The sequence below is a fragment of the Streptosporangium sp. NPDC049644 genome (genome assembly GCF_040675205.1).
Classification (GTDB): Bacteria; Actinomycetota; Actinomycetes; order Streptosporangiales; family Streptosporangiaceae; genus Streptosporangium; species Streptosporangium fukuiense.
This window is the reverse complement of sequence record NZ_JBFAOJ010000024.1, coordinates 51,213-65,276: the sequence shown is the minus strand read 5'-3', so window position 1 is coordinate 65,276 and position 14,064 is coordinate 51,213. Positions and strand designations below refer to the sequence as shown.

Below are 14,064 nucleotides of genomic sequence, written 5' to 3'. Positions count from 1 at the left end.
GAATAGCGAAACCGTCACCGAGCCTGTCCCGGTGGGAAAGCGTCATGCCAGGTCGGGAGCGGTCAGGTGCCACCTGAGCCATTCGACGACGTTCTTGACGAAGGTCACCCGGTTGGCGAGCTGCCGGATCTCGTGCCCCTCGTCCTCGAACAGCAGCAGCTCACAGGGGATGCCACGGGCCCGCGCCTCCCGCAGCACCTGCTCGGCCTCGTACACCGGGACGTTGGTGTCGCGGGCGCCGTGCACGACCAGCAACGGTGCGGCCAGCCGGTCGAAGGAGTGCAGGGGCGACAGCACCCGCAGCAGGTCACGGTCGGCGACCGGGTGGCCGTACTCGCTGACGGCCGCCGCGGCGATCCACGGCTCGGTTCGGTCGTAGAAGGTCTCGAAGTCGGCCATGCCGCAGACGTCGACCCCGGCACGGAAGAGGTGGGGGTGGGTGACGAGGGCGGCCAGCGTCAGGTAGCCGCCGTAGGAGCGTCCCATGCAGGCGATCCTGGCCTCCTCGGCGACACCCGAGCGCGCCAGTTCGACGGCGCAGTCGGCGACGTCGTCGATCGCGTCGAAGCGGAGCCCGTGGTTGTCGGCGTTGCGGAAGGCCCTGCCGAACCCGGACGAGCCGCGGACGTTCGCCGCGAGCACCCCGATACCGGCGGCCAGCAGGTTCTGGAACAGCGGGTTGAAGGTGGGCCGTTCCTGGCTCTCCGGGCCGCCGTGCAGGTAGACGACGAAGGGCATCGGGCCCCGGGCCCCGGGGACCCGGTAGAGCCAGCCGGTCAGCTCCATGCCGTCGCGCGCCTGGAAGCGCATCAACTCCGCCTCGGCCGCCCCGGCGACCGGGGAGTCCCCCGCGATCCGCCGGTAGCCGCCGTTCTCCAGATCGCAGAGCACCACGTGGGAGGGGGCGCCGGGCCCCTCGACCGCCAGGACGGCCAGGCTGCCGTCCAGGGAGACCCTGATCGAGGAGACCACCTCGGCGGGCAGCGGCGGGAGCGGGCGCACCGCACCGGTGTCCAGCTCGATCACCTCCAGTTCCGACCGGCCGCTGTCGTTCCACGCCAGGACGGCGCGGTGGCCGTTGGCACTCAGCGCGAACTGGTCGAGTTCGGCGTCCACCCGCTCGGCCAGCACGACCTCCGCGCCGTCCTCACCCACCGCGAGCAGCGCGGCCCGGTCGCGGCCGACGTCGGACAGCAGGTAGGCGACCGTCCCGTCCGGAGAGAGGATGCCGTAGTCGGTGGAGCCGTTCAGCCCCGCCAGCAGCGGCCGTTCCCCGGGTCCTGGAAGATCGCCCGCGGCCTCGTCGGGCAGGCCGGAGGGCAGGCCGGGCGGGAAGTCCTCAAGATGGCCTTCGGGAAGGTCGGAGCGGAGCCCGGCCGGAGGGGCGGCGGACGGACCGGAGCACAGGCCGGGAGTGAGGTCCTCGGGAAGTCCCGCGACGAGGTCCCCGGTCTCCACAGCACCGGGGGCGAGACCCCCCGGAGCGGACAGAGCGGACGCGAGGGCCCCGGGACCCGCGGAGCCGTCGGGACCGGACATGCCCGAGGTGAGGTCGCCGGGATGGGCGGCGGGAAGGCCGGTGGGATCACCGGGGAAGGCGGGAAGGTCGGCCGCGTACATCCGGCGCACGCCGCGCGGGCCGCGCCGCAGCAGCATCCGGCGGTGGTCACGGCTGATCGCCGCCGGGTGCATCAGCGCGCCGCCCGCGATGACCTCCCGGCTGCCGGAGCTCGCGTCGATGAGCACCGCGTCCGTACGGCCGGACGCGGAGACCTCGGCGACGAGAAGGATCTCCCCCTGCCCGGTCCAGCGCACGAACGACGCCGATCCCCCCTCCGGCGCGGCCAGCGGGCGCAGGTCGCTCCCGTCGGGCCTGACCGTCCAGACCTGGGTGTGCTCCCCGCCGCCCGGCACTACGAGGACGGCCAGCCGCCGGGCGTCGGGAGACCAGATCACGTCGGCGGCGGGCTCAGGACCGGTGTCGAGAGACCACGCCTCCGCCTCTCCCACGGCCGACTCCCCGGCCGGCGACGTCTCAGCCTCTCCTCCCGAAAGCAACGCCTCCAGATCGCCGCCCAGAAGCTGGACCCAGACGCGCGGAGAGCCGTCCCTGTCGGCGATGAACGCGACGGCGCTCAGGTCGGGCGCCAGCGCGGGCGCCCGGCAGCTCCAGGCGGTCAGGCCGGTGCCCGCCGAGGGGCGGGCACCGCTTCCTGGCATGTCGGCCATCAGACTCCCTGTGCCTGCAACCACAGCTCCAGCAGTCCGAGCTGCCACAGTGCGTTCGCTCCCAGGGTGGTGCGGTGCTCGTCCGGCGCCGCGAGCAGCTTGTCGACGTACGGCTGGTCGAACAGGCCGCGTGACCGCGCGGCCTGCCCGGTCAGCGCGTCCCTGACGAGTTCCAGGAACGGACCGTGGATGTGCCTGATGGCGGGGACCGGGAAGTAGCCCTTGGGCCGGTCGATGATCTCGGCGGGCAGCAGCCCGCGCGCGGCGTCCTTCAGGACGCCCTTGCCGCCGGAGGCGATCTTGAGGTCGGGAGGGCAGGCCGCCGCCAGCTCGACCAGCTCGTGGTCGAGGAACGGAGTCCTGGCCTCCAGCCCGAAGGCCATGGTCATGTTGTCCACCCGCTTCACCGGGTCGTCGACGAGCATGACCTCCGTGTCCAGGCGCAGCACCGCGTCGAGGGCGGTGTCGGCACCGGGCGCCGCGAGGTGGCGCCGGACGAACTCGCCGCTGACGTCCCGCTCCGGCATGTACTCGGGCGACAGGATCCCGGCCAGCGTCCCGTGCGGGCGGTCGAAGAACTCCCCGGCGTACGTGACGGCCGCGTCCTCGCGCGACACGCCGGCCAGTGGCGGGTACCAGCTGTAGCCGGCGAACACCTCGTCGGCGCCCTGGCCGGACTGGACCACCTTGACGTGCCTGGAGACCTCCTGCGACAGCAGGTGGAAGGCGACGCAGTCGTGGCTGACCATCGGCTCGCTCATCGCCCGCACCGCGTGCTCCAGGGCGGGCAGCAGTCGGGTGTCGTCGACGGGGATGCGGTGGTGGTCGGTGCCGAACTCGTCGGCGACCAGGTCGGAGTAGGCGAACTCGTCGCCCCGCTCCCCGCCCGCCGCGGAGAACCCGATGCTGAAGGTCGACAGGCCCGCCTGCCCCTCTTCGGCCAGCAGCGCGACGATCAGGCTGGAGTCCAGGCCGCCGGAGAGCAGCACGCCCACCGGCACGTCCGCGACCATGCGCCTGCGCACGGCCACGCGCAGCCGGTCGAGCACCGCCTCGCGCCACTCGGAGGGGGACGGTCCGGCGCGGTCGGGCAGGGCCGAGCGGGTGTAGGGCGGCTGCCAGTAGCGGCGGTCGGTGACGGTGCCGTCGGGCTCGACGGTGCGCACGGTGGCCGGGGGGAGTTTCCGCACACCGGTCAGGATGGTGCGCTCGACCGGCACCACCGAGTGGAAGGTCATGTAGTGGTGCAGTGCCACCCGGTCGATGCCGGTGTCCACTCCTGTTCCGGCGAGCAACGCGGGCAGCGTGGAGGCGAACCGGAGGCGATCGGCGTCCTGGGAGAGGTACAGGGGCTTCACCCCGAGGCGGTCACGGCCGAGGGTCAGCCGGCCGGTGTCCCGCTCGGCGACCGCGAAGGCGAACATGCCCTTGAAGTGGTCGACGCAGTCGGCCCCCCAGCGGTGGAAGGCCTTCACCAGCACCTCGGTGTCGGAGCTGGAGAAGAAACGGTAGCCCCGGCCCTCCAGCTCCTCGCGCAGCTCACGGTAGTTGTACAGGCACCCGTTGAAGACCGCGGTCAGGCCGAGGTCGCTGTCCGTCATCGGCTGGGCGCCCCGGTCCGACAGGTCGATGATCTTCAGGCGCCGATGGCCCAGCGCGACGGGTCCCAGCGACCACAGGCCCGACCCGTCGGGGCCCCGGTCGCTCATCACCTCGCTCATCCGGGCCACCGCGGCGACGTCCGCGGGACAGCCGTCGAACCGGATCTCACCGCTCAGACCGCACATCGGCACCCCCCGATGACCCGCTCGTCCCGAAGCCGGCCGGATTCGGCCCTGAGATCACACATCGGCGCCCCCTCCCGGCAGCCAGGTGTCCTTGGAACCGCCGCCCTGGGAGGAGTTGACGATCAGGCTGCCGGCCGGTGCGACGCGGGTCAGCGCCGCCGGCGGCACCGTCGCCGTCTCCCCGAGGCAGACGAAGGCCCGCAGGTCGACCACGCGCGGGCTCAGCCGCTCCCCGTCGAAGGTCGGGTGCGTCGACAGCTGGACCGTCTCCTGGGCGACCCATCCCTGGGGCGCGGCGAGGATCTTCTCCCTGATCCTGCCGAGCTCCTCGGCGGACGCCTCGGGACCGACGACCACGCCCTGGCCGCCGAATCCGTCCACCGGCTTGACGACCAGCTCGGCCAGCCGGTCGAGCACCTGCTCGCGGTCCGCGGCGTCGCGGCACAGGTAGGTGGTGATGTTGTCGATGAGCGGCTCCTCGCCCAGGTAGTACTCGATGAGGCGGGGCACGTATCGGTACAGGCACTTGTCGTCGGCGACGCCGTTGCCCGGCGCGTTGGCCAGGACGAGCGTGGAGCGTTCGACGGCGTCCATGATCTCCGGCCCCAGGGGGCCTTCGAGCAGCTCGTTCTCGTCGACCCGGCGGTAGAGCACGTCGATCCTGCGCCCCGCGGCCTCCAGATGACCGTTCCTGATCTCCAGGTCGGCCGGGACCACCAGGATCGCCCCCATCTCCTCGGCGAGCATCCGGTGCTCGTAGTAGGCGGAGTCGTCCGGTCCCGCCGAGACCACGGCGATGGCCGGCGAGTCGGCCGTGCCCGCCGCGAGCAGTGCCTCCCGCAGTGTCCGCAGGCTCTGCCGCGGATCGGCGATTCCCTCGCCGGGGACGAGTTCCGGCAGCAGCTCGGCCATCAGGTGCCTGTTGGTCACCGCGTACCCGAGGCCGGAGGGCACCCGCAGATTGTCCTCCAGCACCGCCCAGCGGCCGACGTGGTCGCGGACCAGATCCAGCCCGGCCACGGCGCAGCGCACGGTACCCGGCGGCACCCTCCGCCCGTGCTCGCGGTAACCGGGGGACTCGTCGACCACCCAGGCGGGGAGCACGCCGTCCCCGATGATCTCGCGCTCACCGTACACGTCGCGCAGGAACGCCTCCAGCGCCCGCACCCGCTGCGGCAGCGCCCGCTGGATCTCGGCCCACTCGCCGGGCGGGACCAGCCTTGGGATCAGGTCGAACGGGAAGATCCGGCTCTCGCTGCCGCCCTCCACGTGGAAGGTCATGCCGTTGCGACGCTGGTAGTCGTCGCGGAGCCGCTCCCTGCCACGCAGGCCGCGGGCGCCCAGCCGGTCCAGGGCCCGCAGCACCGGCTGGTAGGACTCGCGTACCGTGCCCTCGATGATCGCCTCGTCGCCGGGGGTGTCGTAGCCGTCGAGGAGACTGGTGTGCATCCTCGGTGTCGGCCCGCCGAAGGCGGTCTCCCAGTCCTCGGACCGAGTCTCGGCGATGACGAGGTCGACCACGTCGGCCAGCCGACCGTCGCGGGCGAACGCCTCGCGCTGGCGGGCCGAGGAGCTTCCCCGCGCCAGCGACTCCCGGACCAGGGAGGTGACGAGCTCGAGGTCGCCGGACTCCTCCAGCTGTGGCCGCAGGCCGTCCATCATCCTCCAGATCACCTCGGCGGCCGGGCCCGGGGTGCCCTCGACCGGGTCGACGAGCTCGCCCTCCAGCCCTGAGCGCGCCGCCCGCCACGTCGCGGCGCGGACCATCTCCAGCCGGACCGAGCGCTCGGGGCCGTGCTGCACCGCGTCCAGCTCCCTGGCCACCAGCGCCCGGAACAGGCCGGCGATCAGCACGATGTCGCCCACCCGGGGGCAGGCGTCGCACACTCTCAGCTCGACGGTGGGCAGGTGGGCCGAGGGCCGGATGTCGAAATAGATCATGCCGGGGTCGGTGATCACACCGGAGCTCACCAGCTCCCGCACCACCTTGTCGTACTCGGTGGCCGACTCGAACCTGGCCACGGGCCCCGCGGTGGGCCAGCGCTGCCAGAGCAGCGGACGGTAGCTGGCGTACCCGGTGTCGGCTCCCAGCCAGTACGGCGAGCTGGAGCTCAGGGCGAGCAGCGGGGGCAGCCAGGGGGCCAGGCGGTGGGCGACGGCCACTGCCAGGTCACGGTCCTCGACCTCGGCGTGGAACTGCGTGCCGCAGATCAGCTGTTCGCGGGTGAGCAGCTGGTAGTCGGCGAGCATCTGCTCGTAGCGGGGATCCGGGGAGATCTTCAGCGCCGCCAGGTCCACCAGCGGCACGCTCCCCGCCGCCACGATCCCGAGCCCGAGACCGTCCGCCGCCTGGATCACCGTGCGGCGCAGCGCGGTCAGGTCGTGCCCGAGGTCCTCCAGATGCACGAAGGGCCTGCTGTTGGCCTCCACCACCGAACGCTGCAGCTCATGGGTGAACCGCTCCGCCGGTAACTGCTCCAACAGGACACCGGCCCGTGGGACGAGGTGCCGGGTGTCGACATCGACGACGTGGAACTCCTCTTCGACGCCGACCGCGATCGGCCCCGCCAGACCCGCCATTTCATCACTCCTGAAGTACGCCGACTCACCGGAATTTTTTGTCCTTTGCCCGAAAAAAGCAGTTCCGCACTTCACGGGCCGTTCCGGAGAGAATCGGAACCGTAAACTCACTCTCCGTGATCGGACGGGGCCCTCCCCCGCGACCGGCAGGTCCCACCCGCCCGGTCGTCGGCGGTGAGTCGGAGACGCCTGGCGAGCCTCCCTCGGCCAAGGCCGAGGAGTCTCACCGAATCTCGGGCGGATCCTCGGGCGACGGGCCGAAGGTGTCGGGAAAGGCACGGTCTCCGAGCGTCTCCGGATCATCCGGCGTGCCGGACGGATCGAGGAGGTGCCGCACGGGCGGCCTGTCGAGGAATGTGGAGACGGCCTCGACCACCCCCTCCCCCAGCGGGCGGAACGCGTCGACCACTGCCTGGGCGGGCGGGCCGAGGCGGCTGCCGACCTCCTGGAGAAGATCTTCCAGCACCTGCGGCAGCGGCGGCACCGGCAGGCCCAGCTGGGACTTGGAGTGAGCCTTCTCCGGCGGCGTCCAGCGCATCGAGTCGTCACTCATGGCGAGCCATTCGTCGACGGCCCCGTCGATGGAATCGAGCACATGATCGGAATCGTCTGGCATGGCGGCTCCCCTCACCGACCGGGATCCGATAAGACGACGGTACCTCGCCACGCCACCACCGGGCAGAGGCGGGTCGGTGGCGGAAGCCTCGCGGACGGCTTCCGGGCCGTCCATCCCCGGTACCGCGGAAGTTCGATCATCAAAGCCCGTTAAACTGGCATAACCCCCTCAGCTGGGGGAATGAGCTGTCGGTGCTCTCTCAAACTCGTCCCGCCGGCGGGGACACGCTCACCTTCCTCCGTGCGATCATGCGTAACCCCCAGCAACTGGGCGCGATCGCACCCAGTTCGAAGGCCGTCGCCCGCCTGGCCGCGTCGGTGGTCCCGGCCACTCCCGGAGCCGTGGTCGTCGAACTCGGCGCCGGCGGCGGGGTGATCAGCGACGCGATCCGCGACCGGCTGCCACCCGGAGGGCGACAGCTCGCCGTGGAGGTCAACGAGGGCATGGTGAGCCATCTGCGACGCAGCAGACCCTGGCTTGAGGTGATCGCCGCCGACGCGGGGGACCTGGGCAAGCTGCTGAGGCAGGCCGGCCTGTCCCACGCCGACGCGATCGTCTCCTCCCTTCCCTGGACCCTGTTCGAGGAGGCGCGGCAGAGGCGCGTCCTGGAGGAGATCTCGGCCTCGCTCGTCCCCGGCGGCACCTTCAGCACCGTCACGACGCTGACCGTGCTGCCGCTGCAGCGCTTCCGGCACTTCCGCGGCCTCATGGAGGGCGCCTTCGCCACCGTCGGCACCCTGGGCCCGATCTGGCGCAACGTGCCACCCGCCCTGGTGTACACCGGGGCCCGGGCCGGTGGGCGTCCGGCGGAAGACGTCTCCGGCGAGCCGGGCGGGGGCTGACCGCCGCCGCGCCCCGGAGTGACCCCGGCGGCGCGACGCCCACCGGCCGGCGCAGGCTCATCCCTGGTCCCGCTGGAGGACCTGCGCGTCGAGCAGGTCACGGGTCAGCGGGTGCCGGGGGCGGCCCAGGACGCGTGCCGCGGTGCCCTCCTCCACGATCCTTCCCCGCGAGAGGACCGCGACCTGGTCCGCCAGCCGGGCGACGACACCCATGTCATGGCTGATCAGTATGAGGGTCAGACCGAACGCGCGGCGGAGCTCGCCGAGCAGGTCGAGAACGCCCGCCTGGGTGATCGTGTCCAGGCCGGAGGTGATCTCGTCGCAGACGAGCACGTCGGGGGAGGCCAGCAGTCCGCGGGCGAGCGCCGCGCGCTGGAGTTCGCCGCCGGACAGCCCGGTGGGCCTGCGGGCCGCCGGAAGCGGGCCGAGCCCGACCCGTCCGAGCATCTCCAGGGCCGCGTCCGCCGCCTCGCCGCGCCCCATGCCGCGCAGCCGTACGGCGGTACGACTCACCTGGTCGAGCACCGTCCGGTTCGGGTCGAAGGAGGCGTGCGCGTCCTGGAAGACGTACTGCACGCGGGCCAGGTCCGCACGGCGCCGCCGTGACGGCGACCGGGCCAGCGCCCGCCCGTCGAGCAGCACGGTTCCGCGTGTGGGCTCGTGCAGCCCCGCGACGCAGCGCGCGAAGGTGCTCTTCCCGCTTCCCGAACGCCCGACCAGGGCCACACACCGCCCGGCCGCCACCTCCAGCGACACGCCATGAAGCACCGGCACCGAGCGGTGTCCCGCCGCCAGGTCCTTCACGGCGAGCCGGACCGGCCCGGACGGGACCTCACAGCAGACGGGGCTCGCCCCGGTGTTGGACGGACTCCTCCCGCGGCGCCTGTCAGTCCGGCCGGCGAGCGGGCCCACCCGGGCGGGCGGCGAGGTCACCGGGGCTGGGGCGGGCTCGCCGGGAGCCGGGCGGCGAGCAGAGACCGGGTGTAGTCGTGCCGGGGCCGGGTGAGCACCTCCCCTGCCGCACCACTCTCCATCACCCGGCCTCCGCGCAGCACGACGACGTGATCGGCGAGCGTGCGCACCAGCTCCAGGTCGTGGCTGAGCAGGACCACGGCGATGCCCCGCCCCACGAGGCCCTCCAGCTCGTCGACGATCTCCCGCCTGGTGACGGCGTCCTGACCGGTGGTGGGCTCGTCCGCCACGATCACCGACGGAGCCGTCAGGAGCGTCTGGGCCAGTACCAGGCGTTGCTGCTGGCCCCCGGAGAGCTGGTGGGGGTAGCGGCGCAGCAGGTCCTCCCCCGCGGGCAGTCCGGCACGGCGCAGCACGGACGAGATCCGCTCCGCCTCCCCCCTTCCGGATGCGCGCCGCGGGACCCCCCGGTGTGAGATCCCTGCCCGCCCGTACGTGGTCTCCGGCGGCGCGTGCCGCCGGGCGATCTCGCGCAACACCGCGCCGACGCGGCGGACCGGGTTGAGCGCGGACGCGGGATGCTGCGGCAGGTAGCCCGCCGTCCCGGCCACCTCGACCGTTCCGGACAGCACCACGCCGGGCGCGTGCTCGCCGAGCAGCGCCCTGCCGATCGTCGTCTTGCCGCTGCCCGAGGCTCCGACCAGCGCGAGCACCCGCCCGGCGGCCAACCCGAAGGAGACGTCGTCGACCAGCCTGCCACCGCCGGCCTCGGCGCGCAGTCCCACGACGCGGATCACGCCGCCCTACCTTTCTGAGTGCGAGCACGCCTCGATTGGTGTAAAAAATCGGGGTGTGCGAACGAGGCAGGGATGGCTCTCACGCCGGCCTCCCCTCGGTGTCCCCGCACCCCGTCGAAGAGCAGGTTGAGCCCGACGGACAGGCCGACCAGGAGCAGGGCGGGAACGACCACCGCCCAAGGCTGGAGGAACATGCCGGCGCGGTTGCGGTCCACCATCACCGCCCAGTCACCCGCGTCCGGGGGAACGCCGACGCCCAGGAAACTCGCCGTCGCGACGAGATAGAGCGCGCCGACGGCGCGGACGCCCAGGTCGGCCAGGAGGGTGCGGAGCATCGACCGGCCCACGTACCCGATCGCCCGGCGCCACCAGCCCTCGCCCTGGAGCCACATCGCCTCCATGGCGGGCCTGGCGGCGATCTCCAGGGCCGCCGCGCGGGAGATCCTGGCCACCTCCGGCAGGCTGATCACGGCGACGATGACCGTCAGGGCCGGCGGTCCCGGCGGGGCGGCGGCGGCGAGCAGGATGAGCAGCAGCAGCGAGGGAATCGCCAGCAACAGGTCCAGGGGCCGCATCAGCAACTCGTCGAGCCACCGGCGCCGGGTCATCGCGGCCAGCACGCCAAGCGGCGTGCCGACGAGGAAGGCCAGGATGGTGGCGGTCAGGGCCACCAGCACGACCGTCCTGCCGCCGACGAGCACCTGCTCCCACACGTCGCGTCCGACGAAGTCCGTCCCCAGGAGGGATCCGGAGCCGAACGAGACGCCGCGAGGGCTCGGCTCGCCCGCGAACCAGGGGCCTGCGAGAGCGATCACCAGCGGCACGCCCAGCAGCGTCCCGCCCAGCGCCCACCTCGGCACAGGTCTCATGCCGTGCCTCCCGCGCGCGGGGCGAGACGGAACGCGACGACGTCGGCGAGGAGGTTCACGACCACGGTGGTGACCGCGAAGACCAGGGCGAGCCCCTGGATCACCGGGATGTCGCGCGCGGAGACCGCGCTCATCAGCGAGGTGCCGAGGCCGGGGATGACGAAGACGGCCTCGACGGTGATCACGCCGCCGAGCAGCCAGTCCGTGGTCCTGGCGAGCTGCTGCGCGGCCGGTGCCACCGCGTTGGGCAGGGCGTGCGCCAACGTCACCCGCCGGCCGGAGAGACCGAGCCTGCGAGCGTGACGGACGTACTCCGAGCCCAGGGCGTCGACCATCCCGGCCCTGACCAGCCTGCTGATCGAGCAGATCGGCCGGGCGAGCAGCGCCAGCAGTGGCAGCACCAGCACGGCCGGCTGCGCGAACAGATTCGTGCCGACCCCCACCGCGGTGGGCGGAAACCAGCCGAGCCGCAGTGCGAACAGCGCGACCAGCACCACGGCGAGGGCGAACTCCGGCACCGAGTACAGGGCGACACCCGCCGCGGTCAGGGTCCGGTCGAGCAACCGGCCCTCGCGGAGCGCGGCGACGACGCCGGCGGCCACGGCCAGCGGCACCAGGAGCAGCAGGGTGACGGCGGCGAGCTGAACGGTCGGCCCGGCGGCGTCGGCGAGGAACCCGGTGACCGGACGCCCCGCCGTCAGCGACGCCCCGAGGTCACCATGGAGCAGGCCGAGCAGCCAGTCGGCGTAGCGCGCAGGTGCGGGCCGGTCGAGCCCCAGTTCCTCGCGGATCCGCTCGATCCGCGCCGGGTCCGGCGCGTCACCGGCCAGCACCACGGCGGCGTCCCCCGGCAGCGCCTCGGTGAGGGCGAACACCAGTGCCGTGACCGCCACCACCTGCGCGAAGCCGAGCGCCAGGCGACGGGCGGCGTACCTGGGCAGGCTCGTCCGGTGTGCTCCGGCGGAGAGGCGGGGCGCCGCGCGGCGACCGGGCGCGGCGCGTGGGATCCGATTGCCCGTCAAGCCAGCCAGACCTTGTCGAAGCGGGCCCAGTCGAGGGTGTTGGCCGGAGCGTCGACGACGCCGCCCACTCCCGGTCTGGTCGCGACGAGCCAGTCGGCGAAGCCCCAGACGAGGTAGCCGCCCTCGGCGTGCTGCATGCGCTGCATCTCCGCGTAGACGTCGCGGCGGGCCCTCTCGTCGGCGAGCGAGACGGCCTTGGCGTAGAGCGCGTCGAACTCCGGGCGTCTCCACTTGGTGATGTTGGTGGTGGACGGGGTGAGCAGGCGCTGCGCGAAGTGGGATTCGATGGGCATCGCGCCGGAGCGGAAGCAGCAAAGGCTGCCCCTGTCGAGGACGTCCTTCCAGTAGGTGTCCTTGTCACCCACGGCGACCTCGACATCGAACCCGGCCTGGCGCATCTGGTCGGCGAAGACGCTTGCGGACTCCACGAAACCGCCGGCCGCCGCGGAGGTGTCGAGCCGCACCTTGAGTCCCCTGGCACCGGCCTTGTCCACCAGCCACTTCGCCTTCTCCAGGTCGTGGGCGCGCTGGGGGATCTCCTCGGCGTAGTACTGGTAGCCCCTGCCGAACAGGTCGTTGCCGACCTGCCCGGCCCCTGCCAGCACGGTCTCCACCAGTTGCTCCCGGTCGGCCAGCAGGAACACGGCCTCGCGCAGGTTCCGGTCGTCGAAGGGTGGGCGGTCCAGTTTCATGGCGAAGGCCTGCATACCGCTGTTGGTGAGCCGCGTGACGGCCAGCCGGTCGTTGCCCCGGTAGGTCCGCGCGGTGGTCGCGGTGATGTCGTGGGCGTAGTCGGCCTGCCCGCCGAGCAGGGCGTTGACGCGGGCCGGCTCCTCGTTGGCGATCAGGTACTGCAGTTCGTCGAGGTGGGGCGCGCCCTCCCAGTAGTCGGCGTTGCGCCGCAGCAGCAGAGAGCAGCCAGGCTCGAAGGAGCCGAAGCAGAACGGGCCGGATCCGACCGGCCTGGTGAAGTCCTCGACGCCCTCGGGGACGACGAAGACACCGAAGGCCGCCAGGATGTTGGGGAACTCGGCGAACGGCCGCCTGAGCGCGAACTCGACGGCGCGCTCGCCGACGGCCCTGCTCGCAGCCAGGTCGATCACCGCCAGGGTGGTCTTGGCCCGGAAGGCGCGGGCGGGGTCGGCGATCCTCGCGTAGCTGTACAGGACGTCGTCGGCGCGGACGGGCCTGCCGTCATGGAAGGTCGCCTCGCGCAGGGTGACCCGCCACCTGGTGAGGTCCGCGGAGGGTTCCCAGCTCTCGGCGAGGCGAGGCAGGACGGACAGGTCGGGGCCGTAGTCGGCGAGCTTGTCGAACAGCGCCTTGGACCGGGAGGCCTCGACGAACAGGTTGGACAGGTGCGGGTCCAGGGTCTCCTGGGCCCCTCCCCCGGCGAACGCGGCGCGCAGCCGGCCCCCCTTCCGGGGCCCGCCCGTCGCGGCGGTCCCCGGCGCGGGGCCGGTGCCGCATCCGGCGAGCAGGGCGGCGGACAACCCGGCGGCGGTGCCGAGGAAACCGCGGCGGTTCAGGGAGTGCATCGGAAGGGGGTCCTTTCATCGGCTGAACGATCGGTCGGGTGATCTGCGGGACGGACCTCGGGACGGCCCGCCGGATCCCGCAGCCGGGCCACGAGGTGGAGTCGGTCGCCGGACAGTCCGGGCCACAGCGGCGCCCCGGGAGTCCAGGAGGGCCGGGTACGCGGCCCGGGCCCGTCGAACAGGGCCAGCACCTCGAATCCGGCGACGTCGAGGAAGTACTCCAGCTCCCGGGGAAAGAGCAGTCGCCAGGCCGAGCGCTGGTGCAGGGGCCCGGCACGTCCCGGCCACTCCCAGGTGCGGTGGCGGCGGAGCAGCTGGGCGGCGTGGTCGATCCACAGGCGGGTGTGTGAGGTGTAGGCCACGCCCTTCCAGAGCACCGACGTGGTGACGGTGCCCTCCAGCAGCCCGGTGTCGCCGAGGAAGAAGGCGCCGTTGCGCATCTCGGCGACGAGCAGCCCGCCCGGCACCAGGTGCCCCCGGCAGCGGGACAGGAAGGCCGTCAGGTCGGCGTTCTCCTGGCAGTAGAGCAGCGCGCTGTCCAGGCAGGTGATCACGTCGAACCGGCGGCCGAGGTCGAACGACCTCATGTCGGCGTTGACGAACTCCACGCCCGGGTGCCGGCCGCGCGCGTGGGCCAGCATCGGTTCCGAGAGGTCCAGGCCGGTGACGGTGTAGCCGTTGCGGGCCAGGTGACCGGCATCGCGGCCGGTGCCGCAGCCGATGTCGAGGAGCCGGCTCCCGCCGCCGAAGCGGCGTGCGACGTCGTCGGCGAAACGGGCGGCGAGGTGGTCGGGGTCGGGGAAGCGCAGCTCGTACAGCTCGGGATTGTCGGTCAGGAGGTTCACGACCACACCGCCTCCTCCGATGCGGGG

11 protein-coding genes are annotated in these 14,064 nt (G+C 72.6%); 1 reads left to right on the top strand and 10 read right to left on the bottom strand.

Annotated elements, in window-relative coordinates:
* Nucleotides 1–42 precede the first annotated feature (42 nt).
* The 4 genes from AB0J58_RS16505 to AB0J58_RS16490 form a co-directional block, all read right to left on the bottom strand.
* The gene (locus AB0J58_RS16505; protein WP_364216047.1) at nt 43–2,229 is read right to left on the bottom strand and encodes a prolyl oligopeptidase family serine peptidase; all 2,187 of its coding nucleotides are present in this window, start codon (nt 2,227–2,229) and stop codon (nt 43–45) included.
* Nucleotides 2,229–4,016 carry an N-acetylglutaminylglutamine amidotransferase gene (locus AB0J58_RS16500; RefSeq protein WP_364216044.1) on the bottom strand — a complete coding sequence of 596 codons (1,788 nt, stop codon included), beginning with the start codon at nt 4,014–4,016 and terminating at the stop codon, nt 2,229–2,231. Before AB0J58_RS16500 ends, AB0J58_RS16505 begins: the two co-directional genes overlap by 1 nt.
* A 54-nt stretch (nt 4,017–4,070) precedes the next feature.
* Entirely contained in the window at nt 4,071–6,596 is a 2,526-nt protein-coding gene (locus AB0J58_RS16495) for a carboxylate--amine ligase/circularly permuted type 2 ATP-grasp protein (protein ID WP_364216041.1), read from the bottom strand.
* A 223-nt stretch (nt 6,597–6,819) separates the two neighbouring features.
* Nucleotides 6,820–7,212 carry a hypothetical protein gene (locus AB0J58_RS16490; RefSeq protein WP_364216038.1) on the bottom strand — a complete coding sequence of 131 codons (393 nt, stop codon included), beginning with the start codon at nt 7,210–7,212 and terminating at the stop codon, nt 6,820–6,822.
* A gap of 191 nt (nt 7,213–7,403) precedes the next feature.
* Here AB0J58_RS16490 and AB0J58_RS16485 point away from each other — a divergent pair, with 191 nt between their 5' ends.
* Entirely contained in the window at nt 7,404–8,054 is a 651-nt protein-coding gene (locus AB0J58_RS16485; protein ID WP_364216036.1) for a methyltransferase domain-containing protein, read from the top strand.
* A gap of 57 nt (nt 8,055–8,111) precedes the next feature.
* Here AB0J58_RS16485 and AB0J58_RS16480 read toward each other — a convergent pair whose 3' ends face one another.
* The 6 genes from AB0J58_RS16480 to AB0J58_RS16455 form a co-directional block, all read right to left on the bottom strand.
* Nucleotides 8,112–8,828 (bottom strand): ATP-binding cassette domain-containing protein, encoded by a 717-nt coding sequence (locus AB0J58_RS16480; RefSeq protein ID WP_364216033.1) that lies wholly within the window; start codon nt 8,826–8,828, stop codon nt 8,112–8,114.
* A 155-nt stretch (nt 8,829–8,983) separates the two neighbouring features.
* Nucleotides 8,984–9,763 (bottom strand): ATP-binding cassette domain-containing protein, encoded by a 780-nt coding sequence (locus AB0J58_RS16475; protein ID WP_364216031.1) that lies wholly within the window; start codon nt 9,761–9,763, stop codon nt 8,984–8,986.
* Entirely contained in the window at nt 9,760–10,632 is an 873-nt protein-coding gene (locus AB0J58_RS16470; RefSeq protein ID WP_364216028.1) for an ABC transporter permease subunit, read from the bottom strand. The genes AB0J58_RS16475 and AB0J58_RS16470 overlap by 4 nt, the downstream gene beginning before the upstream one ends.
* Nucleotides 10,629–11,654 carry an ABC transporter permease gene (locus AB0J58_RS16465; protein ID WP_364216025.1) on the bottom strand — a complete coding sequence of 342 codons (1,026 nt, stop codon included), beginning with the start codon at nt 11,652–11,654 and terminating at the stop codon, nt 10,629–10,631. The genes AB0J58_RS16470 and AB0J58_RS16465 overlap by 4 nt, the downstream gene beginning before the upstream one ends.
* Complete coding sequence (locus AB0J58_RS16460; RefSeq protein WP_364216022.1) at nt 11,651–13,192, bottom strand: ABC transporter substrate-binding protein; 1,542 nt, start codon at nt 13,190–13,192, stop codon at nt 11,651–11,653. The genes AB0J58_RS16465 and AB0J58_RS16460 overlap by 4 nt, the downstream gene beginning before the upstream one ends.
* Nucleotides 13,180–14,043 carry a class I SAM-dependent methyltransferase gene (locus AB0J58_RS16455; protein WP_364216019.1) on the bottom strand — a complete coding sequence of 288 codons (864 nt, stop codon included), beginning with the start codon at nt 14,041–14,043 and terminating at the stop codon, nt 13,180–13,182. The genes AB0J58_RS16460 and AB0J58_RS16455 overlap by 13 nt, the downstream gene beginning before the upstream one ends.
* Nucleotides 14,044–14,064 lie beyond the last annotated feature (21 nt).

Coding starts and splice junctions, on each gene's coding strand:
- AB0J58_RS16505 (WP_364216047.1), bottom strand. CDS start 2,229: ATGGCCGACATGCCAGGAAGCGGTGCCCGCCCCTCGGCGGGCACCGGC.
- AB0J58_RS16490 (WP_364216038.1), bottom strand. CDS start 7,212: ATGCCAGACGATTCCGATCATGTGCTCGATTCCATCGACGGGGCCGTC.
- AB0J58_RS16495 (WP_364216041.1), bottom strand. CDS start 6,596: ATGGCGGGTCTGGCGGGGCCGATCGCGGTCGGCGTCGAAGAGGAGTTC.
- AB0J58_RS16470 (WP_364216028.1), bottom strand. CDS start 10,632: ATGAGACCTGTGCCGAGGTGGGCGCTGGGCGGGACGCTGCTGGGCGTG.
- AB0J58_RS16460 (WP_364216022.1), bottom strand. CDS start 13,192: ATGCACTCCCTGAACCGCCGCGGTTTCCTCGGCACCGCCGCCGGGTTG.
- AB0J58_RS16500 (WP_364216044.1), bottom strand. CDS start 4,016: ATGTGCGGTCTGAGCGGTGAGATCCGGTTCGACGGCTGTCCCGCGGAC.